The 23,179-nt window shown below is 68.9% G+C and carries 19 protein-coding genes; 4 read left to right on the top strand and 15 right to left on the bottom strand.

The window, feature by feature from the left end:
- Positions 1-40: 40 nt before the first annotated feature.
- Complete coding sequence (locus tag JWP54_RS04430; protein WP_297367821.1) at positions 41-1,348, bottom strand: ABC transporter substrate-binding protein; 1,308 nt, start codon at positions 1,346-1,348, stop codon at positions 41-43.
- Between the two features lie 258 nt (positions 1,349-1,606).
- On the opposite strand from JWP54_RS04430, the gene JWP54_RS04425 reads away from it, so the two are divergent.
- Positions 1,607-2,617: a LacI family DNA-binding transcriptional regulator gene (locus JWP54_RS04425; protein ID WP_297367818.1), complete on the top strand. Its 1,011-nt coding sequence runs from the start codon at positions 1,607-1,609 to the stop codon at positions 2,615-2,617.
- 152 nt (positions 2,618-2,769) lie between these two features.
- Here the strand turns inward: JWP54_RS04425 and JWP54_RS04420 are convergent, their stop codons facing one another.
- Positions 2,770-3,372, bottom strand: a complete 603-nt coding sequence (locus tag JWP54_RS04420; RefSeq protein WP_297367815.1) for an NADPH-dependent FMN reductase — start codon at positions 3,370-3,372, stop codon at positions 2,770-2,772.
- A 197-nt stretch (positions 3,373-3,569) separates the two neighbouring features.
- Here JWP54_RS04420 and JWP54_RS04415 point away from each other — a divergent pair, with 197 nt between their 5' ends.
- Both JWP54_RS04415 and JWP54_RS04410 read left to right on the top strand, forming a co-directional pair.
- The gene (locus JWP54_RS04415; RefSeq protein ID WP_297367929.1) at positions 3,570-4,382 is read left to right on the top strand and encodes an aldo/keto reductase; all 813 of its coding nucleotides are present in this window, start codon (positions 3,570-3,572) and stop codon (positions 4,380-4,382) included.
- 6 nt (positions 4,383-4,388) lie between these two features.
- Entirely contained in the window at positions 4,389-4,856 is a 468-nt protein-coding gene (locus JWP54_RS04410; protein ID WP_297367812.1) for a GNAT family N-acetyltransferase, read from the top strand.
- A 99-nt stretch (positions 4,857-4,955) separates the two neighbouring features.
- On the opposite strand, the gene JWP54_RS04405 is transcribed toward JWP54_RS04410, so the two are convergent.
- The 7 genes from JWP54_RS04405 to JWP54_RS04375 all read right to left on the bottom strand — a co-directional run bounded on the left by JWP54_RS04405 (position 4,956) and on the right by JWP54_RS04375 (position 15,937).
- A complete protein-coding gene (locus JWP54_RS04405) occupies positions 4,956-6,296 on the bottom strand; it encodes an APC family permease (protein WP_297367810.1) in 1,341 nt (446 codons plus the stop codon).
- Positions 6,297-6,460: 164 nt separating this feature from the next.
- Positions 6,461-8,029 (bottom strand): glycoside hydrolase family 43 protein, encoded by a 1,569-nt coding sequence (locus JWP54_RS04400; protein ID WP_297367807.1) that lies wholly within the window; start codon positions 8,027-8,029, stop codon positions 6,461-6,463.
- A gap of 8 nt (positions 8,030-8,037) precedes the next feature.
- Positions 8,038-10,512 (bottom strand): beta-glucosidase, encoded by a 2,475-nt coding sequence (locus tag JWP54_RS04395; RefSeq protein ID WP_297367804.1) that lies wholly within the window; start codon positions 10,510-10,512, stop codon positions 8,038-8,040.
- Positions 10,513-10,666: 154 nt separating this feature from the next.
- Positions 10,667-11,521 carry an ABC transporter ATP-binding protein gene (locus JWP54_RS04390; protein ID WP_297367801.1) on the bottom strand — a complete coding sequence of 285 codons (855 nt, stop codon included), beginning with the start codon at positions 11,519-11,521 and terminating at the stop codon, positions 10,667-10,669.
- A complete protein-coding gene (locus JWP54_RS04385; RefSeq protein WP_297367798.1) occupies positions 11,518-13,377 on the bottom strand; it encodes a dipeptide/oligopeptide/nickel ABC transporter permease/ATP-binding protein in 1,860 nt (619 codons plus the stop codon). Before JWP54_RS04385 ends, JWP54_RS04390 begins: the two co-directional genes overlap by 4 nt.
- Complete coding sequence (locus JWP54_RS04380; RefSeq protein WP_297367795.1) at positions 13,374-14,315, bottom strand: ABC transporter permease; 942 nt, start codon at positions 14,313-14,315, stop codon at positions 13,374-13,376. The genes JWP54_RS04385 and JWP54_RS04380 overlap by 4 nt, the downstream gene beginning before the upstream one ends.
- A 101-nt stretch (positions 14,316-14,416) precedes the next feature.
- Positions 14,417-15,937, bottom strand: coding sequence for an ABC transporter substrate-binding protein (locus tag JWP54_RS04375; protein ID WP_297367792.1), 1,521 nt, complete (start codon positions 15,935-15,937; stop codon positions 14,417-14,419).
- 122 nt (positions 15,938-16,059) lie between these two features.
- Here JWP54_RS04375 and JWP54_RS04370 point away from each other — a divergent pair, with 122 nt between their 5' ends.
- Positions 16,060-16,677, top strand: a complete 618-nt coding sequence (locus JWP54_RS04370; protein ID WP_297367789.1) for a TetR/AcrR family transcriptional regulator — start codon at positions 16,060-16,062, stop codon at positions 16,675-16,677.
- 69 nt (positions 16,678-16,746) lie between these two features.
- Here JWP54_RS04370 and JWP54_RS04365 read toward each other — a convergent pair whose 3' ends face one another.
- The 6 genes from JWP54_RS04365 to JWP54_RS04340 form a co-directional block, all read right to left on the bottom strand.
- Positions 16,747-17,718: a nucleoside hydrolase gene (locus JWP54_RS04365; protein ID WP_297367785.1), complete on the bottom strand. Its 972-nt coding sequence runs from the start codon at positions 17,716-17,718 to the stop codon at positions 16,747-16,749.
- Positions 17,719-17,867: 149 nt separating this feature from the next.
- Positions 17,868-18,812, bottom strand: a complete 945-nt coding sequence (locus JWP54_RS04360; protein WP_297367782.1) for an SDR family NAD(P)-dependent oxidoreductase — start codon at positions 18,810-18,812, stop codon at positions 17,868-17,870.
- Positions 18,812-20,074, bottom strand: coding sequence for a thiolase family protein (locus JWP54_RS04355; protein WP_297367779.1), 1,263 nt, complete (start codon positions 20,072-20,074; stop codon positions 18,812-18,814). Before JWP54_RS04355 ends, JWP54_RS04360 begins: the two co-directional genes overlap by 1 nt.
- 57 nt (positions 20,075-20,131) lie before the next feature.
- Positions 20,132-20,752 carry a hypothetical protein gene (locus tag JWP54_RS04350; RefSeq protein WP_297367776.1) on the bottom strand — a complete coding sequence of 207 codons (621 nt, stop codon included), beginning with the start codon at positions 20,750-20,752 and terminating at the stop codon, positions 20,132-20,134.
- Between the two features lie 98 nt (positions 20,753-20,850).
- Entirely contained in the window at positions 20,851-22,119 is a 1,269-nt protein-coding gene (locus JWP54_RS04345) for an ammonium transporter (protein WP_297367774.1), read from the bottom strand.
- Between the two features lie 208 nt (positions 22,120-22,327).
- Positions 22,328-23,125 (bottom strand): RNA methyltransferase, encoded by a 798-nt coding sequence (locus JWP54_RS04340; protein ID WP_297367771.1) that lies wholly within the window; start codon positions 23,123-23,125, stop codon positions 22,328-22,330.
- Positions 23,126-23,179: the final 54 nt, after the last annotated feature.

The raw sequence follows: 23,179 nt of genomic DNA, 5'->3' as shown, positions 1-23,179 counted from the left end.
GGAAGGAGCGGGGGCGCGGCGCGGACACCGCGCCCCCGTACTACGAGGGCGAGGAATCACCCCTCGTCGTTGGCTGCCTGGACGAGTTTCTTGAACTCGGCTCCGCTGAGGCTGCCGCTGGCAAGCCCACCGCCATTGGTCTGCTGACACTGGTGCCCTTGGAGGTGAACAGCGCCTCGAACCAGAGGATGCTCGACGGCGCATCCTGGATCTGCTGCTGCACGATCTGGGTCGTTTCCGGCAGACCGGCGGGTGGGCTGTCGAGTGCGAACCCGGACACCACGCCGCTCTCGTTGAGCACGGCGTCGCCGTAGTTGGAGACGATGCACTTCAGCCAGGCCGCCTGGCTCTCACCGAAGCCCTTCTTCGCGAACATGACCGGAACGCCGACGTTGGCCGGAACCTGGTCGATCGCGCCCTGGCCGCCCTCGACGCCGGGGAACGGTGCGAAGCCGATGTTGTCGGCGCCGATGGCGTTCTGTTCCTCGTCGTTGAAGTTCGCCAGCGCCCAGCTGCCCATGTAGAAGAAGGCGGACTTGCCGGTGAGGAACTCTTTGATGGCGGCGTTGTAGTCGATCGAGCCGATCGCTTCGCCGAAGTAGCCGGCCTCGCCGAGGGCGGCGACCTCGTCGGCCGCCTTGACGTACTCGGGGTCGGTGAGCTTGGCGTCACCGTCGGCCACGGCCTGCAGGGCGTCGGGGCCCAGGTCACGGGCGATGTAGTCGCCGACGAGCCTGGTGATGGGCCAGCCGTCCTTGCCGGCCGCGGAGAACGGCTGCACGCCGGCGCCGTCGAGAGTCGCGGCGGCCGCGACGAGGTCATCCCAGGTGGCCGGAGCCTCGATGCCGTTGTCGGCCAGGATCTGCTTGTTGTACCGGAAGCCCTCGATGTTGAACTCGGTGGGCAGCGAGTACAGCGTGTCCTCGCCGTACAGCGCCTTGATGGTGGATTCCGCCGCGGGCAGGATCTTGTCGGAGACGCCGAGCTCGTCGAGCTCCGCCGAGAGGTCGACGAGCTGGTCCGCATCGATGAACTGCTTCATCAGCGAGGGGGTACCGGCGGCCATCAACATGTTCGACAGGGCGTCCTGGCCGGCGAGCAGCTGGAGCTTCTGGTCGAACTGCGGGCCGGCCGATTTGTCGGCGGTCAGCGGGGCGGCCTTCTCCTCGGCTGCGCACTGGTCGGTCGCGAGCGTCTTGAGCGTGCCGATGATGGTGGTGTTCTCGGTCTGACCGAGGTAGGTGAATTTGCCGCTTCCGGCGGTGGCGTCGCCGCCGGCGGGGCCGCAACCGGTGAGCAGGAGCGCTCCCGCTCCCAGGACGGCCACGAGGGGCGCGATACGCCTCATTCGTGAGTTCGGTGCTGTGATCACAATTCCTCCTTGAAGTGCGAAGCTCCAGGATTGAAGCGATTCATCTGGGAACTTAGGCGCGGGGCCCTACATCTGTCAACCTTTTCTTGTTACGTTTTGGAACGCTTCATTTTAGTTCGCGGGCGGAACGGCCGCGGAACGTGGGAGTATTCGAGCAGCGACGGACTCGTCGATGAGAGCAGGGGTAGTTCTGTGGCACAGGCGCGGAGAGAGCCCGGGAGGTCCGCCCCGAGCATGGCGGACGTCGCCCGGCACGCCGGCGTGGCCCTGGGCACCGTCTCGAATGCCTTGAACAACCCGGAGAAAGTCCGGGAAGGCACGCGGCGCAAGGTGATGGCCTCGATCGCCGAACTCGGCTTCATCCGCAACGACGCCGCCCGTTCACTGGCGGCGGGAACCAGCAATACCATCGGCATCGTGCTGGCGGACCTCAGCAACTCGTTCTTCGTCGACATCGCCCGGGGCGCCGAGTCGACCGTGCGGGAGCACGGGATGAACCTCCTCATCGCGAACTCGGATGTGGACCTGGCAAAACAGGCGATGAACATCAGCCTCTTCGAGGAGTCCAGGGTGGCGGGCGTCTTGCTGGCCCCGCTCGACTCGGCCTTCACCCGCAAGGCCAACTCGCTGCTGCGGAGCACTCCCCTGGTCTTGGTGAACTACGAATCGGAATCCGGGAGCTATTCCGGCGTGGTCGCGGACGAGGTCCACGGCGGCTACGAGGCCGCCCGCCACCTCATCAGCCTTGGACGCAGACGGCTGGTCTTCCTGGGCGGACCGCTGATGCTCACCGCCGTCGCCCAGCGTCTCGCCGGTGCGCGGGCCGCCGTGGCGGCGAGCCCGGGGGTGAGCCTCGAGCACATCCAGACGCGAGCGCTCAAGATCTCCCACGGGCGGCAGGCGGGGCAGGAGATTCTGACCCGGGCCCCGGGAACCTTCGACGGCGTCGTCGCCGCCTCTGACCTCCTCGCCGTCGGTGCGATCCAGGTTCTCGATGGCAAGGCCGGCTATGAAGTGCCCACCGATCTGGCCTTCGTGGGCTACGACAACAACCACTTTGCGTCGGAGAGCGCCATCCCGGTCTCGACGATCAGCCAGCACGGTGAGGAAATGGGCCGGGTGGCCGCGCAGCTCCTGATCGAGGAGATCCGCGGCGGGCATTCGACCGCGAAGCAGACCGTCGTCATCAAACCGGATCTGGTTCCGCGACGCAGCTCCCTCGGCGAGGCGTGGCGCCGGGACTGACCCAGGGTTCAGCCGCCCGGCCGGGGCGTGGGCCGTGCGCGAATCGGGGTCCTGCGCGAGGGCGCGCCCGGCCGGTTCGAACCCGGCGGCTGCGAGGAGAGCTTGTCGGTTTCGGAGGCGGAATCCCGACGTGGTCGACCTGCCGGGCGCGGCTACTTGCGCGAATCCGGGTGTTCGTCACCGATGTGCCCGGGCGCGTTCGCGGCCAGTACCCGCTGCACGAACGCGGAGTATTCCTCCATGTAGTGACCCAGGAAGGCCCTGGTGCCCTGGTTGGTGACCTCGCCGTCCGCAGTGAACACGTCGGCGTTGAACTGGATGTAGGCCTCCGGCGAGTTCAGCTGCGGGGCGTCGAGGAAGCTCAGGACGCTGCGCATGGAGGACTGCATCACGGCGGTGCCGATGCCGCCCGGGGAGGCGCCGATGATTCCGGTGGGCTTGCGGGCGAACGAATTGGCCCCCCAGGGCCGGGAGCCCCAGTCGATGGCGTTCTTGAGCGCGCCGGGGATCGACCTGTTGTATTCGGGCGACACGAACAGCAGGCCGTCGGATGCCTCGATCAGCGACTTGAACATCCGCCCGGTCGGCGGGTAGTCGGCGTCGTAGTCCGAGCTGTACAGCGGGAGGTCCCGGATCGGGATCTCGGTGAAGTCCAGTTCCGGCGGCGCGAGCCTGATCAACGCGGTGGACAGCGTGCGGTTGATGGAGTCCTTGGCGAGGCTTCCCACCAGGTAGCCGATCTTGAAGGTGGCCATGGTTCGATTTCCTTCCGGGTTGTCAACGAATCGGTAACTCGGGCGGGCCTGGTCCTGGCGAACTCCGCCCATATTGGTTTATCACCTCTGGCCGGTGCGCGCCTCGGCTATTTTTAAGAGTCGGCGTTGCCGACTGCGGCGACTCGTGATGCCGTCGGAACGCACCAGCGGAAAGGCACTTCGTGACTGCACCAGAAATGTCCCTCAACAACGGCCACACAATCCCGCGATTGGGCCTGGGCACCTGGCCGCTCACCGACGCGGAGGTCGCGCCGGTGATCGTCACCGCCGTCGAGCTGGGCTACCGGCACATCGACACCGCGGCGAAATACGGGAACGAAACCGGCGTCGGCCGGGGCATCCGCGACTGTGGCCTGCGCCGCGAGGAGCTTTTCGTCACGACCAAGCTCGACGGCACCTATCAGGGGAACGACAAGGCCATCGCCGGCCTGGACGCATCGCTCGCCCGGCTTGGCCTGGACTACGTCGACCTGCTGCTGATGCACTGGCCGTTGCCCGCGCGTGATCTGTATGTGTCGACCTGGCGCACCTTCGAGAAGCTGCTCGCCGAGGGGAAGGCCCGCTCGATCGGCGTCTCCAATTTCAAGCCGGCGCACCTTGAGCGGCTATGGGCCGAAACGGATGTGGTGCCGGCGGTCAACCAGATCCAGATCAACCCGTACATCCCCCGCGGCGACCAGCGCGCCTACAACGCCGAGCACGGCATCGTCACGACGTCGTGGAGCCCGCTGGGCCAGGGCAACACCCTGCTCGCCGAGCCGCTGATCACCGGGCTTGCCGAGAAGTACGCCAAGACCCCGGGGCAGATCGTGCTGCGGTGGCACCTGGACCTCGGCCTGGTCGCGATCCCGAAATCCGCGACCCCCAGCCGGCTGCGCGAGAACCTGGACGTCTTCGATTTCAGCCTGGCGACAGCCGAGGTCGAGGCGTTGAGCGCCCTCGACCAGGGTCCGGGCGTCGGCGTCGACTCCGACGTGTCCGGGCACTGACCGGCCGTGGTCGACATTGCGCGGGACGACCCGGCCCGGGCGGATGTGCGGCAGCTGCTCGACGAGCACTTGGCAGACATGTTCGCCACCTCGCCCGCCGACAGCGTGCACGCCCTTGACCACTCGGCGTTGTCCGCGCCGGGTATCACCTTCTGGACCGCCCGCGAAGACGGGGTACTGCTGGGCTGTGGTGCGCTGAAGGAACTGGCCGGCCACGACGGCGAGCTCAAGTCCATGCGCACCACCCCCGCCGCGCGCGGGCGGGGCATCGCGGCGATGCTCCTCGCCCGGATTCTGGCCGAGGCCCGGCACCGCCGGCTCGAGACCCTCTACCTGGAGACCGGCGCCGAAGACTTCTTCGCACCGGCCCGGCGGCTCTACGGCCGGCACGGGTTCTCCGTTTGCCCGCCTTTCGCCGACTACACGCTCGACCCGCACAGCGTCTTCATGTGCCTCCCGCTTCCCCCGCAATAGCCCACCCACCCCGGTTGGCATCTCGCGAGAGCGGCGAGACGGTTGCTTCCCGTGTGCGGAGGTGACCGCAGCACCGCTCTCGCGGACAATGGAGCCGCGTCAGGCGCGGGCGCGGCGGGTCAGCTTCGTGGCGGCGTAGAGGATGCAACCGACGGCGATGATGATGGCGCTGCGCAGCCACACCTCGCCGCTCTGCTGGGTGAGCAGCACCAGGCAGGACAGCGCGCCCAGCACCGGCAGCACGCTCCAGGCGCGGAAGTGCTCGTGCTCCACCTTGTCCCTCCGAAGCACCAGCACCGCGATGTTGGTGCTCAGGAACACCAGCAGCAGGAGCAGCACCACTGTCTCCGCCAGAGTCGCGATGCTTCCGGTGGCGGTGAGCACCATCGCCAGGGCCGTGGTGATCAGAATCGCGACCCACGGCGTGCCCCGGCCGGGCAGCACCTTCGCGAACACCGACGGCAGCAGCCCCTGGGTGCCCATGCCGTAGGCCAGGCGGCTGGACATGATCGATGTCAGCAGGGCGCCGTTCGCCACCGCGACCAACGCGATCAGGCTGAACAACCAGGCCGGGATGGCCACGCCGGTCGCCTGGACGACGGTGAGCAACGGACCGGTGGAGTCCTGCAGATCCGCGGCCGGCACCGCCACCGAGGCGGCCGTGCCCACCAGCACGTACAGGATGCCGGCGGTCGCCAGCGCTCCGAACAACGCCCGCGGGTACACCCGGGACGGGTTCTTGACCTCTTCGATCACGTTGGCGCTGGTCTCGAAGCCCACGAACGAGTAGTAGGCCAGGAGGGCAGCGCCGAAAACTGCAATCACGGGGTTCGCGCCCGATTCGAACTGGACCGCCCGGGAGAGGTCCCCGCCGCCGCCGGAGAACATCACCGAGACCGCAACCACAACGAGCACCAGCCCGGTCGTCTCGATAACCGTCATGACCAGGTTGGCCCGCACGGACTCCTTGATGCCTCGCGCGTTCAGCGCCGCGACGACGGCGAGGAAGAGCACCGCTCCGAGCACCGGGTCGATGTCGATGAAGGTGCCGAGGTAGTCGCCCGCGAACGCGAGGGACAGGCCGGCGGCGCTGACCACGCCGGCCGACAGCATGCAGAAGCCGACGAGGAACGCGACGAACGGCAGTTTGTACGCCCGTTCCGCAAACACGGCGGAACCACCCGCGTGGGGGTATTTCGTCACCAGCTCGGCGTACGACGCCGCGGTGAGCAGGGCCAGGGCCAGCGCGACGAGCATCGGCACCCAGGTGACACCGCCCACCTCACCGGCGATCTGTCCCACCAGCGCGTAGATGCCCGCCCCGAGCACGTCGCCCAGAATGAACAGGTACAACATCTTGCCGGAGATGTCGCGTTTGAGTGCTGGTCGTGTCGGTGCTGCCCCTTCATGCGGGTCAGTGCTCGTGTTCTGGTTTGTCATTCCGACACCGTAATACGAGCGGTGCATCAATACGAGCGGTGCATCCCGTGTGGTCGGACACGCGAGTCCGGGTTGGACGCGACTGCGCCCGTACCGGACAAGTGGTCCCGGTGTGCCGGGACCACTTGTCCGCAGGGGTAACAGTTGCGAGAACGGGCGGGAGCTTACTCGGTGCCGGAGTAGCGGAAGGCGGCGAAGGCGACCTCGCCGCGTACCGCGTAGAGCACGAGGACGCGGCCGGTGAACGAGGCCGCGGTCTCCTGGGAGAGGTAGCGGCCGTCCACCCGCGCCAGCTCCACCCGTGCCGCGCCGGTGCCCACGCTGAGCACCACGAGGTCGCTGGTCAGGCCGGACAGCATCGACGTCGCATCCGGCGGCACCGTGTCGAGACCGAGAGTGACGGCGCCGTCCACAACGAGCTCCGGCGCCAGCTTGGTGGTCCACTCCTGGCGGATGCCCGCCACGCAGGCGCGGGCCGTCACGATGCCGTCGCCCACCTCGATCTCGTAGTGGTGGTCCTCGTCGTAGCGCACGCCCAGGCCGCCGAGGCCGGAGCCGGGCTCCACCCGCACCGAGGTGCTCGACCAGGGGTTCCGCTGCCGCACACCGACGAGCACGGGTTGTTCGGCGTCGAGGGTGGTGCGCTCGCCCGCCAGGACCAGCCGCCCGCCGGCCAGGGTGGCCACCTCGGCCGGGTAGCGCCGCACCGCGATCCACTCCGGGGCCAGCGCCTCGCCGGTGAAGTCATCCGTGAACAGGGTCTCGCCGATTCGCGGGTTCAGGATCACCGGGTCCGCCGCGAGCCAGCCGTTCTCCCAACGGGCGCTGGTGATGAACGTCTCCCGGCCGAGCGCGGAGAACGCCTGGGTCATGCCGGTCGGCCGCATGCCGAGCATCACCAGCGCCCAGCCGCCGTCCGGCGTCTCGACGAGGTCGCCGTGGCCGGTGTTCTGGATCGGCCGGCTGGTGCTGCGGGCGGAGAGGATCGGGTTGATCGGACCGCCCACCTCGGGCCCCGCGGTGAACGGCCCGTAGGGCTGGTCACCGCGGGCCACGCTGATGCCGTGCCCGCGTTCGGTGCCGCCCTCGGCGATGAGCAGGTACCAGTGCTCGCCGTGCTGGTACAGGTGCGGGGCCTCGGGGAACTTCAGCCCGGTGCCCGACCACACCGACACGGGGCTCGACAGCGGCACGCCCGTGTCCAGGTCCACGGTGAACTGCAGGATGCCCTTGTGCTCGCCGGTCGGCGCGTCGCCGCTGGTCACGTCCAGTCCCGAGTAGGTGATGTACGCCAGTCCCTCCTCGTCCCAGGCGAGGTCGGTGTCGATGCCGTGGATGCCCTGGATGAGAGTGCCGTCGCTCCACGGGCCGGCCGGGTCGGTGGCGGAGAAGATGAGCATGCCGCGGCCCATCGCATCCGTCACCACGACGTAGAACACGCCACCCCGGTGCCGGATGGTGGGCGCCCACGCGCCGCCGAGGGTCGGCACGTGCGCCGAGGCGAGCTGGCCGGGCCGCTCCACCACGTGGCCCAGCTGGGTCCACGTGACGAGGTCGGTGCTGTGGAACACCGGGATGCCGGGCAGGTACTCGAACGTGGAGGTGGCGAGATAGTAATCGGAGCCCACCTTCACGACGCTGGGGTCGGGGTAGAACCCGGCGATCAGCGGATTGGGCCAGGCGGTGCCGGCCTCGGCGGGCCCAGCGGTCACGGTACGGATGGTGTCGGTCATCGCGAGCCTCAGTTCAGGGTGACGGTGGCGGACAGGGGCAGCTCGGTCACGCTGGTGCCGGCCTCGAGCAGGTACTCGCCGGTTTCGTAGTGCCAGCCGTCCTGCCAGTCGGCGAACGCCCGCTCCGGCACGCTGATGTCGACGCTCACGGTCTGGCCGGGCTCGGCGGTGACCGGCGCGAAGCCGACCAGCCATCGGACCGGCCGGTCGATGGCGGAGCCGGCGCGGGAGGCGTACACCTGCACGACCTGCTTGCCGGCGCGGTCGCCGGTGTTGCTGAGTGTGACCGTGGCGGTGGCGGCTCCGGATTTCGGCAGCGACGCGTCGTCAAGGCTCAGCCCGTCCAGCGACCAGGTCGTGTAGCCGAGGCCGTGACCGAAGGCGTAGGCCGGTTCGGTGCCGGCCTTCAACCAGGCGCGGTAGCCGATGTGGATGCCCTCGTCGTACCGCACCACCCCGTTGTCGGGGGTGACGTTGGACACCGGCACATCCGCCAGGGTCCTCGGCCAGGTGGTGGGCAGGCGTCCGCCGGGCTCGGCCTCGCCGAGCAGCATGGCGGCGACGGCGTCACCGTACTCCTGGCCGCCGAACCAGCTGAGCAGGATGGCGCTCACGTCGTCCCGCCATGGCATCAGCACCGGGGACCCGGAGTTGACGATCACGACGGTGCGCGGGTTGGCCGCGGCCACGGCGCGCACCAGGTCGTCCTGCCGGCCGGGCAGGTCGAGGTTGCTGCGGTCGTAGCCCTCTGACTCGACCTTGGAGTTGGTGCCCACCACGAGCACCACCACGTCGGCGGCGGCAGCTGCGGCGACGGCTTCCTCGATCAGGCCGTCAGGGTTGGAGAGGTCGGGTTCGATGCCGATGGTGATCGACAGCGCGCCCATCAGCGCCCCCTCGGCGGGGATGTCGTACTCCACGACGAGTTCGATGGGCACGCCCGCCGTCACCTGCACGGCCACGGAGGCCGAGGGCGGGGACAGGAACGCGGCGCCCAGGTCGGTGCCTACCGGCACCACGTTCTCCTCGTGCAGCAGGGCGCCGTTCACGAGGATCCGGCCGTTGCCGGCGCTGGCGAAGCCGAGCAGGATCTCCCCGGTGGCGTCGGGGGTGTACGTCGTGCTGAATTCCAGCACCTTCGAGGCCGCGATTGGAGCGTCGCCGCCGAACCAGACCAGCGCGGTGGCGCGACGGTCCTCGGTGAACAGTTCACCGCCATCAGCGTCGAGGAAGCGCACCCGGGCGCCGGGCTCGCCGGTGTGCGGATTGACGATGCTGGTCAGCGGCAGTTCGGCGATGCCCTCCTGCACGACGGCGCCCACCGAGTAGGTCACCTCGGCGTTCGGCAGGGCGTTGATCAGGCCGTCCAGCGGGGCGATCGCCCGTTCGGGCAGCACGGTGGCGCTGCCGCCGCCCTGGGTGCGGGCGAACCGGGCGTTGTGCCCGATCACGGCGACCTTGGTGAGGGACTCGGCGACCCACGGCAGCTGCCCGGTGTTGGTCACGAGCACGCTGCCGGCGATCTCGGCTTCCTTGGCGAAACGGATGCCGTCTTCGACGACCACGGGCTCGGCGACGGCGGGCTCGAAGCCGGCCAGCGCCCCCACCCGGGCGGCCAGGGTGAGTAGCCGCAGTACCTTGCGGTCGATGGCGGCCTCTGCCACCTCGCCGGCGATGACGGCGGCGACGAGGGCGTCGCCCCACGGGCCGGCCGGACCGGGCATGACCAGGTCTTGCGAGAACCGGGCGCTGTTGACGCTGCGCACGGCGGTCCAGTCGCTGATCACGACGCCGTCGAAGCCCCACTCGGAGTTCAGGGGGGTCTCCAGCAGGTCGTTCTCGGTGACGGTGGCGCCGTTCACGGAGTTGTAGGAGCTCATCACCAGCCAGGCGTGCGCTTCGGTGATGGCCTCTTCGAACGCGAGCAGGTACAGTTCCCGCAGGGCGCGGTCGGAGACGGCCACGTCGGCGGTGAACCGGTCGGTTTCGAAGTCGTTGGCGATGTAGTGCTTGGGGGTGGCGCCCACCCCGTTCTCCTGCACGCCGGTCACGTAGGCGGCGGCCAGCTTCGCGGTGAGGACGGGGTCTTCGCTGAACGCCTCGAAGTGTCGGCCGCCGAGCGGGGAGCGGTGCAGGTTGATGGTCGGGCCGAGCACCACGTCAACGCCCTTGCGGCGGGCCTCGACGGCGGCGACGTTGCCGTACCGGCGGGCGATCGACGGGTCCCAGGCGGCGCCCAGCGCGGTGGAGGACGGCAGGTTCAGCGACGGGGACCGCTCGTCCCACACCTCACCGCGCACACCGCTGGGCCCGTCGGAGACCAGGATGCGGCGCAGCCCGATCTTCTCGATCGGGGCGGTGGTCCAGAAGTCCCGGCCGGTGAGCAGCAGCACCTTCTCGTCGAGGGTGAGCTGCTCGAGCAGGGCGGTGAGGCGGGGGTCCGGCGTGGTGACCGCAGTGTCTTGCGCGGAGGAAATCGTCATGGTGCTATCGCTTTCGTGGGAATCGGTATCGGAGAGAAGGGGTCCCCGTGCGGACAATTGGTCCCGGCATACCGGGTGCAGTCGTCCGCACGGGGAACAGTTGCCGGCGGGCGGGCCGGCGGGGCGGGCCGGCGGGGCGGGCCGGCGGGGCGGGTCAGGCGGCGCCGGCCTGGGTGGCGCCCTGTTCGTCCATCAGCCGCTGCCGGACCGCGCGGCGCTGCTCCTGCCGGTCGGGGTCGGGCACCGGGGCGGCGAGGAACAGTTTCTGCGTGTACGGGTGGGCCGGGGCGCTGGTGACCTGGTCGCCGGCTCCCCATTCCACGATCTCGCCGTGGTACATCACGGCGACCCGGTGGCTGAGGTGCCGCACCACGGCGAGGTCGTGCGAGACGAACAGGTAGGCCACCCCGGTACGTTCCTGGATGTCCTTGAACAGGTCGAGCACCCGGGCCTGGGTGGAGAGGTCCAACGCCGACACGGGTTCGTCACAGACGATCAGGCGCGGGTCAAGGGCCAGGGCCCTGGCGATGGCGATGCGCTGGCGCTGGCCGCCGGAGAACTCCCGGGGCAGGCGGTCGGCGACCGTGCTGGGCAGTCCCACCTGGTCGAGCAGGTCGAGCACCCGCTTGGAGGCATCCTTCTTGCTGACCTTGCGCACGGTGAGCGGCTCCACCAGGATCTGCTCGATCGTGAGGCTCGGGTTCAGCGAGGTGTACGGGTCCTGGAAGACCACCTGGATCTCGCTGGACAGGGCTCGGCGCTCGCTGCGGCCGAGGTGGGCGATGTCCTTCCCCCGGTACAGGATCTCGCCGCCGGTGACCGGGGCCAGGCCCAGCACGGCCCGGCCGAGGGTGGTTTTGCCCGATCCGGACTCGCCGACCAGGCCCACCGTCTCGCCGGCACGGATGTCCAACGAGACCCCCTTGAGCGCCTTGAACGGCTCCTTGCGGAAGCCCTTGATCGGGTATTCGACCACGACATCCTTGACGTCGAGAAGAGGCTCGGTCATGACTTCGCTCCAATGTTTACGGCGTTCTGGGCGGCGACGGTGTCGTGCTGGGCGGCGGCGGCCGCACTGGTGCTCTCGTCAAGGTCGCCGCGAGCGGCGCCGTCTTCGAGGATCGCGGCGAGCAGCGACTGGGTGTACGGATGCTTCGCCTGCGTGAAGATGGAGCGCACCGGGCCGGTTTCGATCACCCGGCCGTCACGCATCACCGACACCCGGTCGCACAGGTCGGCGACCACGCCGAAGTTGTGCGTCACGAGCACCACCCCCATGTTCAGTTCGCGCTGCAGTTCCCGCAGCAGGTCGAGGACCTCGGCCTGCACGGTCACGTCCAGGGCGGTGGTGGGCTCATCCGCGATGAGCAGGTCGGGGTCGCAGGAGATGGCGCCGGCGATGAGCACCCGCTGGGCCATTCCGCCGGACACCTCGTGCGGGTAGGCCGCGAACGTGCGCTTGGGGTTGGGGATGCCGACCCGCTCGAGCAGCTTCAGCGCCTTCGCGGTGGCCTCCTTCTTGGACAGGCCCAGGCACACCCGCATCGGCTCGACGAGCTGGCTGCCGATCGTGAACGAGGAGTCGAGGTTCGACATGGGTTCCTGCGGGATGTAAGCGATCTTCTTCCCGCGGATCTTCGTCATCTCTTTCTCGGGCTCGAGCGCGAGGTCGGCGCCTTCGAAGAAGATGGATCCACCGGTGATGCGACCACCTTCGGGCAACAGGCGCAGCACCGACCAGGCGGTCTGGGTCTTGCCGGACCCGGATTCCCCGATCAGGCCGTGCACTTCACCACGGCGCACCACCAGGGACACGTCGTGCACGACGGTTTTCACCGTGCCGTCGGGCTGGTCATAACCGACGGAGAGCTCACGCACGTCGAGCAGCACCTCGCCGGTACGACCGGAGGAGGCCAGGTCTTCGGCGTGCGTGTACGCCGCCGTCTTGTTCACGTCCACCGGACGCAGCGGCGGCCGGCGGCGGCGCTTGGCCTTGGTGCTGCGTTCGAGTTCGTCCCGGATGGTGTTGGCCAGCAAGGTCAGAGCGACGCAGGTGAGCGCGATCACGATGCTCGGCCACAGGATGAGGGTGGGCTCCTTGTAGAGCTGGCGGAACCCGTCGTTCAGCATGGTGCCCCAGGTGGGGATCGACTGGTCGCCGAGACCCAGGAAGTCGAGTCCGGCCTGGATGGCGATGGCGATGCCGAGAACCATGGCCGACTGGATGATGACGGGCGCCCGCACCACCGTGAGGATGTGCTTGCCGATGATGCGGGTGTCGCTGAGCCCGGCGACCCGGGCGGCGTCGACGTACAGTTCGCCCCGCACCGCGGTGACCGAGGCGTAGACGAGGCGGAAGAATGCCGGCGAGAGCAGCACGCCGAAGATCATCATGGACAGCCACATCGACGGACCGAGAACCGAGCGGGCGGCCAGCAGCACGACGATGCCGGGCAGGGCCATCAGCAAACCGGTCAGCCAGGAGGAGACCGAGTCGAACCACTTGCCGTAGTAGCCGGCGATCAGGCCGCCGATGACACCGATTGCGAGGGCGATGACCAGGGCCAGGGCCGCGCCGGCGAGACTGAACCGGCCGGCGAAGATGAGCCGCGACAGCACGTCACGGCCTGAGCTGTCGAAACCGAGCGGATGCCCCTCAGCGGGCGGTCCGAGCACGTCCTGGATCGACGCGTCGTTGGGGTCCTGCGGGGCGATCAGGTGCGCGAAGACGGCGCTGAGCACCAGCAGCACCAGGAACCCGATGGTGGCCAGGCCGACGGGGTTGCGCAGCAGCCGGGAGAGCAGCGACCGGCGGGCGGCCGGCGGCAATGCGGGAGCGACCGTGGTGGGAGTGAGATCGATCATGAGAGGCGCACCTTCGGGTTCAGCCAGCCCTGGAGCAGGTCGATGAGCAGGTTGACGACAACGACGATGATGGCGGTAGCCACGACCAGTCCCATCACCATGGGGATGTCGCCCTGGGTGGTGGCCTGGACGCCCACCTGCCCAAGGCCCGGGATTGCGAAGATCTGTTCAACGATGACCGCGCCGCCGAAGAGTCCGACGAACCCGACGGCCAGCACCGCCAGGGCGGGGCCGCCGGCGTTGCGCAGCACGTGCTTGAAGACCACCCGGTTGAACGAGAGGCCACGGCTGCGCAGGGTGCGCACGTAGTCCTGGCGGAGCGCGTCGACGACCGACCCGCGCACCTGCTGGGCGACACCGGCGATAGCGCCGATGGCCAACGCGATAATCGGCAGCGTGACGGTGGACAGCCATCCGACGGGCGAGTCGGTGAACGGGGTGTAACCGGTGGGCTTGAACCATTTGAGGTTGAGGGCGAAGAGGGTCACCAGGCCGAGCGCGATGAGGAACCCCGGGATGGCGAAGCCGAGAATGGACACGCCCTGCACCACCTTGTCGGCCCAGCCGCCGCGGATCGCGGCCCAGACGCCCAGCGTGACGGCAACGATCGCGGTGAGGAGGGTCGCGCCGATCACCAGGGAAAGCGTGACGGCCAGTCGGGAGCTGATGCCTTCGGTGACGAGCTGCCCGGTGAACCAGGAGGCGCCGAGGTCGCCCTGCACGGCGCCGGCGAGCCAGTCGAAGTACTGCTCGTAGAGCGGCCGGTTGAGACCGAGCTCCTCCGCCTTTTGCGCCACAGTTTCGGGGGTCGCCGACTGGCCCAGAATGCGGCGGGCGATGTCACCCCCACCGATGTAGAGCAAGGCGAAGGCGATCGTGGAGATGACGAAGAGGAGGACGACGCCCGAGAGTAGCCGCCGGAGAATGAATCTGAACACCGTTGTTCCTGACTGTTGTTCAACCCGTGTGAGAGGGAACCGGCCCGTGGGGTGGGCCGGTGGGCCGGGCCGCGCAGGTTCGCGCGGCCCGGCCGGACTACCTAGGAGGCGGGGGTGAAGTTCCAGAGGTAGGGGTAGGCGTTGCCGACCTGGGTCTCGACCTCGGTCTGGGCATCCGTCGCGTAGTTGGACTGCACGCGGTACCACGGGGCGAACCAGGCCTGCTCGACGATGTAGGCGTTGAGTTCCTTGAGCGCCGCATCCGCCTCGTCACCGGTGGAGGTGCCGATGGTCGCGACCAGTGCGTCGACGGTCGGATCCTGGTACTTGGTGGGGTTGAAGGACGCGTTCGGGGTGAGCTCGAAGTTGATCAGCGCCCAGTCGTTGTCCTGCTGCAGCTGCATCCAGGTGACCCCGTACTTGGGGGCGAGGATGTCGGCGATGAAGTTGTTGCCGGCGTCGGTGTAGTTCACCGTGATGCCGACATCCTTCAGCTGCTGCTCGATGAGCGTGAAGACGGCCGGGTTGCCGAGCGAGGTACTGGGCATTTCCAGGGTGAGGCCGTCGCCGTAACCGGCTTCGTCCAGCAGCTTGATGGCTTCGTCGGGGTCGTAGGCGTAGCGGTCGTCGAGGTCCGCGTCGTAGGCGGCCGAGGAGTCCGGGAAGATTTGGCTGGTGGGAGTGCCGAGTCCTTCGCCGACGGCCGTGAGCATTGCCTCACCGTCGATGGCGTAGTTGAGCGCCTGGCGAACCTTCACGTCGCCCAGTGCCGGGTTCATCGACCCGTCACGGTCGAAGATGATCAGGCCGGTCCAGTCGAGCTCGAACGGGTTGAGGGTGTAGCCGGCCGATTCGACCTCGGCGTTGTTGGTGTTGTCGAGCAGCTTGGCGCCGTTGACCTGGCCGCCCTTGACGGCGTTCAACATTGAGGTGCTGTCGGCGTAGACCTTGAGGGACAGGTTGTCGTAGTGCACGTTCTCCTCGTCCCAGTAGTCCGGGTTCGCGGTGAACTCGTACGAGGTTCCCACGACGGTCTTGTCGGTGTCGAGGATGTACGGGCCGGAGCCGACCGGGTTGGTCTTGGCATCCGCGGCACCGAAGGCGGCGGGGCTGCCCTGCATGCCGGCGTTCTGGCTCAGGTAGTGCAGCAGTGCCGGGTCGGGCTGGGTGAGGGTGAGCTCCACTGTGGTCTCGTCAATGGCCGTGGCCGAACCGAGGGAGGCGAGGAAGGACTTGTTCGGCGAGGTGCCGTCACGGAACCGGGTGAGGTTCTGCGCCGCCGCGTCGGCGTTGAACGGGGTGCCGTCGGTGAACTTTACGTCATCGCGGAGGGTGAGGGTGAGTACGGTGTTGTCGTCGTTGTACGACCATTCGGTGGCCAGGCTCGGCAGCAGCTCGCCGGCCGGGTCTTCCTTCAGCAGGGTGTCATAGACGGCCTGTCCGTAGGGCGACTCGTTGGCGAAGTTCATGTTCGCGGCCTCGAAGGTCGTGGCCGGGACGATGACGCCCAGGGTGAGTGTGCTGGACGCGGAATCCTCAGAGGATGAACCACTGCCGGAGCAGCCCGTGAGGGCTAGAGCTGCAACGGCGACCGCCGCTGTGACGCTTTTCCATCGGAACATCGGTGTTCCCTTTCGCTACGTGCAGTCCGTCGTTGGCCCGCCTCGAAGACCGAAGCTAACACGAAAAGCGAGCGGTTGGTAGGTTTTAGCTAAATTGTTACCGAGCGCGCTAAAGTCGGCCCATGATCCCCACCGTTGCAACCCGAAAGCCGCGCGGCGCCTACGCCAAGACAGCGGGGCGGCGCCGTGAGATCCTCGAGGCGGGCATGGACGTCTTCGCCACCAACGGTTTCCGCTCCGGATCGATCCGGGAAATCGCCGAGGTGGTGGGCATCAGCCAGGCCGGCCTGCTGCACCATTTCGCGAACAAGAACGAGCTCCTCGCCGGCGTGCTTGAGCTGCGCGACGACCGGGCGACGGAGTACGTCGACCTCTCGGCACCGGCCAGCATCGACACCATCCGCGGCTTCGTCCGGCTGATCGATTACAACGCTCATCAGGTGCCCGGCCTGGTGGAACTGCACTGCGTGCTCTCCGCCGAGGCGACCTCGCCGGAGCATCCGGCACACGAGTATTTCGTGCGGCGTTACGCCTGGGTGCTGTCGTTCCTCACCGCGGCGTTCCAGGCCGTGCAGGATGCCGGCCAGCTTGCCGCCGGCGTCTCCCCCGGCAGCGCCGCCCGCGGCATGATCGCCATGAGTGACGGCCTGCAGGTGCAGTGGCTGCTCGACCGGGACACGGTGGACATGGCCCAGGAGATACGCAACTACCTGCGGCCGCTGCTCGCCGTGGAGCTCTAGGCCAGCGGTACCGCCGGCACCGCCGAGCTCAATCGAGTCGTTGCGCCGTTGCGCGGGTCGGGCGTGGGGTCAGCCGGCGGCGTGGGCGGCGAGCTTGGCGGTAAAGTCGGCGAAGAGCAGCCGCAGGTCGAGCCGGGTGTACACCCGCATCGGCCGGGGGCCTTGCCGCGGGATGATGTCGTACGACCCGTCGGCGCAGATGCGCGGCACGGTGCGGGTGACGTACTCGCTCGAGGAGGGGTCGGCCTCGAAGGACGACTGCAGCGCGGTCAGGAGCACGAGCGGGCTGTCGCCCATGATGTACGTTTCACCGATGTTCATCCCGTGCTTGCTGACCATGTCGGCGACGTGCGCGAGGGCGTCGTAGAGGTGCGCGCCGACGGCGCCGTGCGGGCGCACATCCGTGAGCAGTTCGGCCCAGGTGAACAGCGTCTGCCGGTAGGTGTCGCGGGGCACCTGCCAGATCGGCATGAACGAGTCGAAGATCACCCGGGCGGCGGGGATGTCGATGGCCAGGTTGTACTCGGGGCCGTGCGAGCCCGGTGGCGGCACGGCGAGTCCGGCGTGCTCGGGGCCGCCGATCCAGACCAGGGTGAGCCGGCTCGCGATGCGCGGCTCGAGCAGATAGGCGCTGGCGATCTCGGTGAGGCCGGCCCCGCAGGCCACGAAGAGCGGCAGGTCGGTGTCGGTGCGCATGGCCTCGGCGATGATGGCATCCGTTGCCGCGGACCGGATGGGCGAAAGCGGGTTGACCATCCCGACGTTCGACCCGGCCAGGACGGGAATCGTGCCGGTGCGGCCGAGCAGGTCGAGCACGGTGCGGGCGGCCGCGGCGGCGTTGTCGGCGGTCCGTTCGGACGGGTCGAACCCGTCGCCCGGCTTGAGATGGGAGCCGATGATCGCGCGGATCTCGACCGAGGGCGACAGCACGTGGTGCACGAGCTGCACCAGCCCGTCGGGGTCGCCGGAGAAGTCGTTGTCGATGATGATGCGGGCGCGCGGCTGCACGACCCGACGCAGTTCGGTCGCGAATGAGCTCAACGCCGGCACCTTCCCTGTGGGGGTTTTTCTGATGAGTGTACTGGTCAAGTCAAGGCCCACTCTCGCGGCGTGCGAAAGTGCTCGCGGCGGGCGATATGAGCCTGGATATCGCACGCCGCGAGCGTTATTGCGTGCCGCGGAAAGGATTGCTACCGGGGGGCCATCCGGATGGCCCCGTCGAGGCGGATGGTTTCGCCGTTGAGCATGGGGTTCTCCACGATATGGCGCACGAGGGCGGCGTATTCGGTCGGATCGCCGAGCCGGGCCGGATGCGGCACCTGGGCGCCGAGGGATGCGCGCGCCTCAGCGGGCAGGCCCTGTAGCAACGGGGTGTCGAAAAGGCCGGGTGCTATGGTCACGACGCGGATGAGGGAGCGCGCGAATTCCCTGGCCAGCGGCAGTGTCATTGCGGCGACACCGCCCTTCGAGGCCGCATAGGCGGCCTGGCCGATCTGGCCGTCGAAGGCGGCCACGGATGCCGTGTTCACGATGACGCCGCGCTCGGGGGTGCCGACCAGGCGGAGAGCTGCGGGGCGGGCGCCGGCCGGGTCGGTGCCGGCCAAGCCGGTGCCGGCCGGGTCGGTACTGGCCGGGTCGTCGCCGATCGGGGCGGTGGCCTGCATGGCGGCGGCGGCGAGGCGCACCACGTTGTAGGAGCCGAGGAGGTTCACGCGCAGGACCCGCTCGAAGTCGGCCAGGGGTTGGGGACCAAACCGGCCGACGGTGCGGGCGGCGGGGGCGATGCCGGCACAGTTGACCACGATCCGCAGCGGCGCACGCGCGCCCGCAGCCTCGACCGCGGCCTGCACATCCACCTCATCGGTTACATTCCCCAAAAGGAATATAGCCTCGGCCGGACGCCTCGGCGCGGCTTGGCGCCCGGTCACTGTGGAACCCGGGGGGTCGCCCGCAGGGTCGGAATCAGGTGTTGACCAGGCCTCCGCGCTCAATTCGGCGGCGCGTTCCGCACCCGCTGAGCCGGCCAGGTCGAACAGCACGACGGCTGCGCCAGCCGCGTGCAGGGCCCGCGCTGTGGCCAGGCCGAGGCCGGAGGCGGCGCCGGTGACCAGGGCGGAGCATCCGTCGATGCGCATCAGAGCCGTTCGATGATTGTGGCGTTGGCCATGCCGCCGCCCTCGCACATGGTCTGCAGGCCGTAGCGTCCGCCGCCGGCCTCGAGGCTGCCGAGCAGGGTGCCCAGCAGCCGGGTGCCGGAGGACCCGAGCGCGTGGCCGAGGGCGATGGCGCCGCCGGAGGCGTTGAGCTTGGCCGGGTCGGCGCGCAGTTCGCGTTGCCACACCAGCGGCACGCAGGCGAACGCCTCGTTGACCTCGTAGGCGTCCAGGTCGTCGATGGTCAGGCCGGAGCGGGCCAGGATGCGCTCAGTGGCGGGAATCACACCGGTGAGCATCAGCAGCGGGTCGCTGCCGGTGACCGCGAAGCTGTGGAACCGGGCGCGGGGAGTGAGGCCGAGCGCGGCGGCCCGGTCGGCGCTCATGATCAGGGCGGCGGAGGCGCCGTCCGTCAGCGGTGAGGAGTTTCCGGCGGTGATCTGCCAGTTCACCTCGGGGAACCGGGCGGCGAGCTCGTCGGTGCGAAACGCCAGCGGCAGGTCCGCGAGGGTCTCGACGGTGCTGCGCCGGCGGATGGTCTCATCCGCGGCGACCCGGCGGCCGTCGGCGAGGGTCACCGGCAGCAGGGATGCCCGGAACTCGCCGCGGTCGGCGGCCGCCGCGGCGAGCCGATGGGACCGGGCGGCGTACTCGTCGAGCTCGGTGCGGGTGAGGCCCCAAGTGGCGCTGATCAGCTCGGCGGCGACACCCTGGCCGACCAGGCCCTGCGGATAGCGCTCGTGCATCAGCCGGCCGTGCGGGTCCTGGCTGGCCACCGCCGACCAGGCGGTGGGCGAGCCCCAGCCCTCGGTGCGGCCCGCCGCGTCGGAGCCGCCGGCCGGAACCGGACCGCCCGCCGAGCCGAGCGGCACCCGGCTCATCGACTCCACCCCGCAGGCGATGACGATGTCGTAGCTGCCGGCGAGCACACCCTGCGCGGCGAACGTCGCGGCCTGCTGGCTGGAGCCGCACTGCCGGTCGATGGTGGTGCCGGGCACCGAGTCGGGGAACCCGGCGCCCAGCAGCGCGGTGCGGGTGATGTTGGTGCTCTGTTCGCCGACCTGGGTGAGGCATCCGCCGATCACGTCGTCGACCAGGGCCGGGTCCAGGTCGTTGCGGCTGACCAGGTCTTTCAGCACCCCGGCGAGGAGGTCTGCGGGGTGCACGCCGGCGAGAGCGCCGCCGGGCTTGCCGCGTCCGGAGGGCGTGCGGACGACATCGACGATGACAGCATCATTGCTCATGAACCCAGCCTAGGCCCGCGCCTCGCCCAGCCGGCTCGGGGCCGGTTCGGGGCGGGTTCAGACGGATGTCGCCTCGTCGGATCGAGGCAGGTTGACGGTGAGGATGCTCGCGGTCGTGGCCCGCAGCCGGTGCGTCTGCGCGGGGTCCAGCAGCAGTGCCGACCCCGGGTCCGCCTCCATCCCGTCCAGGTGCACGGTGCCGCGCAGCGCGACCAGGAGCTGCGCGCCTGCCCGCAGCTCGGCACCCTGCGCCACGGTGCCGGTGATGAACACGGGCGGCTGGGCGGCGCCGGAAAAGGTCAGCACCATCAGCGAGCTCACGCCGGGAGGTCGCAGCTTGGGTCGTTCGAAGTGCACCCTGGAGGAGAGCACGGGCATGACCTGGTCCCGGCGGAGCACCCGGCTCGATTCGGCGTTCCGCACCGCCACCTGCGGCCCCGCGACCCCGACCACGTAGTGGTGGGTCCCGGCCGGACCGACCAGCAACCCGGTGGAGTCCTTGATGTCGACCACCCGGAGCTGCCACCGCAGGTTCAGGTCGTGGTCGAGATCCGCCCAGATCTCCCGGGCGCTGCCCCGGCCCTGGTCCAGGTGCTGGCGGGGCAGGTCGGCCAGACGGATGCTGCGGGGAGGAGTTCGAGGCGTGTCGAGCCCGTCGTTCTCTGCGGTGACGCTCATCGGAGGGTTCGGTCGTGGGGCGCGGACACAGAAATGTGCTGGATGGTTTGCATATCAACCATCCAGCACATTTCGGCTTGCTCGGACTTTCGGGGTGATCAGGCCTTGGCGTCGGTGAGGACGTAGCCCTCTTCGCCGTGCATGACGGAGTCGATGCCCGCGATCTCGTCCTCGTTCTTCACGCGGAAGCCGATCGTCTTCTCGATGGCGAAGGCGATGACGAAGGCGAGAACGAAGGAGTAGATCAGAACGGAGAACGCGGCGATCGCCTGGACGAGCAGCTGCGTGCCGTCGCCGCCCAGGAACAGGCCGGTGCCGTTGGCGAAGAAGCCCAGGTACAGGGTGCCGATCATGCCACCGACGAGGTGGATGCCCACGACGTCGAGCGAGTCATCGAAGCCCAGCTTGAACTTGAGGTCGACGGCGATGGCGCAGACCGCACCGGCGATGATGCCGAGGACGATCGCCCAGATCGGCTGCAGCGAACCGCAGGCCGGGGTGATCGCAACGAGGCCGGCGACGGCTCCGGATGCGGCACCGACCGAGGTCGGCTTTCCGTCGCGGATCTTTTCGACCACGAGCCAGGCCAGTAGGGCTGCGGACGGTGCCGCAATCGTGTTGACGAAGGCGAGGGCCGCGGTGCCGTCAGCGGCAAGCTCCGAGCCGGCGTTGAAGCCGAACCAGCCGAACCAGAGCAGGCCGGCGCCGAGGAGGACGAAGGGCGGGTTGTGCGGGACGTGAACGCCCTTGGAGAATCCGACGCGCTTGCCGAGCACCAGGGCGAGGGCGAGGGCCGCCGCACCGGCGTTGATGTGGACCGCGGTGCCACCGGCGAAGTCGATCGCGCCGAGGCCGAAGACATCCTGCAGGCCGTGGGTGATCCAGCCGCCGTAGGCGAAGCTGCCGTCCTCGGCGAGGCCGAAGTTGAAGACCCAGCTGGCGACCGGGAAGTACACGACCGTCGCCCAGATACCGGCGAAGATCATCCAGGAGCCGAACTTGGCGCGGTCGGCGATCGCACCGGAGATTAGCGCGACCGTGATGATGGCGAAGGTCGCCTGGAATGCGACGAAGGCCAGCGGCGGGTAAGCGGCGCCCTCAGGAGTCTCGAGGGCAGCGGTCAGGCCGATGTTGGACCAGTCGATCGCCCACGGTGCCACGGTGCCCTCCGCGCCGGGGAACGCGATCGCGTAACCGTAGATGACCCAGAGCACGCCGATCAGGCCGAGGGCTCCGAAACTCATCATCATCATGCTGATGACGCTCTTGGCCTTGACCAGACCACCGTAGAAGAACGCGAGTCCTGGAGTCATGAGCAGGACAAACGCTGCGGACAGCAGTATGAAAGCAGTATTACCTTGATCCACTGGAAAAACCTCTCTGCAGGACGCAGCGGCTCGCGTCGGGTACATGACACATTGCCAGCGGCGTGTTTCACACTCTGTAGCACTTTGTTTCGGGCATGTTCCAGAGAGCGCCGTTGGGTAAACAACAGGTAACACGAGGCCCAGCGTTCGCCGATATTCAGCGTTGAGGAAGGTTGCGGTCGGCGTTTGCTCGGAGATGATCTGCCGGTCAGCCGGACAATGCCCACATCGCGACGGCGCTGGCGGCGGCCACGTTGAGGGAGTCGATGCCGTGCTTCATCGGGATCTGCACCACGGAGTCGGCCGCGGCGAGGGCGTCGGGCGTGAGCCCTTCCCCCTCGGCGCCGAGCAGCAGCGCCAGCCGGGCGTGCTGCTCGCCGTGGAAGTCGCGCAGGCTCACCGCATCATCCGTGAGCGCGAGCGCGGCGACGTGGAAGCCGTGCTCGGTGAGCAGCTGCCGGGTGCTCGCCCAGTCACCGACCCGGGTCCACGGCACCTGCAGCACGGTGCCCATCGACACGCGGATCGCGCGCCGGTAGAAGGGGTCGGAACAGCGCGGGGTGACGAGGATCGCATCGGCCCCGATCGCCCCGGCGGAACGGAAGATGGCGCCCACGTTGGTGGGGTCCGTCACGTTCTCCAGGATCAGGATGCGCCGCGCATCCGCCAGCAACGCCGCCGGCTCGGGCAGTGCGGGCCGGTGCATCGCGGCGATCAGGCCGCGGTGCAGCACGTACCCGGTGAGGTCGGTGAGCAGCTCCCCGGCGCCCACGAACACCGGGACGTCGTCGCCGACGAGGGCGACCGCTTCACGCCGGGTGTTCGCCAGGGTGAGCACCGAGCGCGCCCGGTGCCCGGCTCGGAGGGCCCGCTCGAGCACCAGCGCGGACTCGGCGATGTACAGGCCGTGCTCGGTGCCGCGCGCCTTCTTGAGCGCCACATCCGTGGAGACGGTGAAGTCGGCCAACCGCGGGTCGCTCAGGTCGGAAATCTCGATGACGGGCATCCGAAAAGCCTACCGACGCGCCGCGCCGGTCCCGCCCGGTCCCGCTCGGTCCGC

The sequence above is a fragment of the Cryobacterium sp. genome, assembly GCF_025463825.1.
Taxonomy (GTDB): domain Bacteria; phylum Actinomycetota; class Actinomycetes; order Actinomycetales; family Microbacteriaceae; genus Cryobacterium.
Note: the sequence above shows the minus strand (reverse complement) of the source record. Positions and strands in the feature narration are given on the sequence as shown.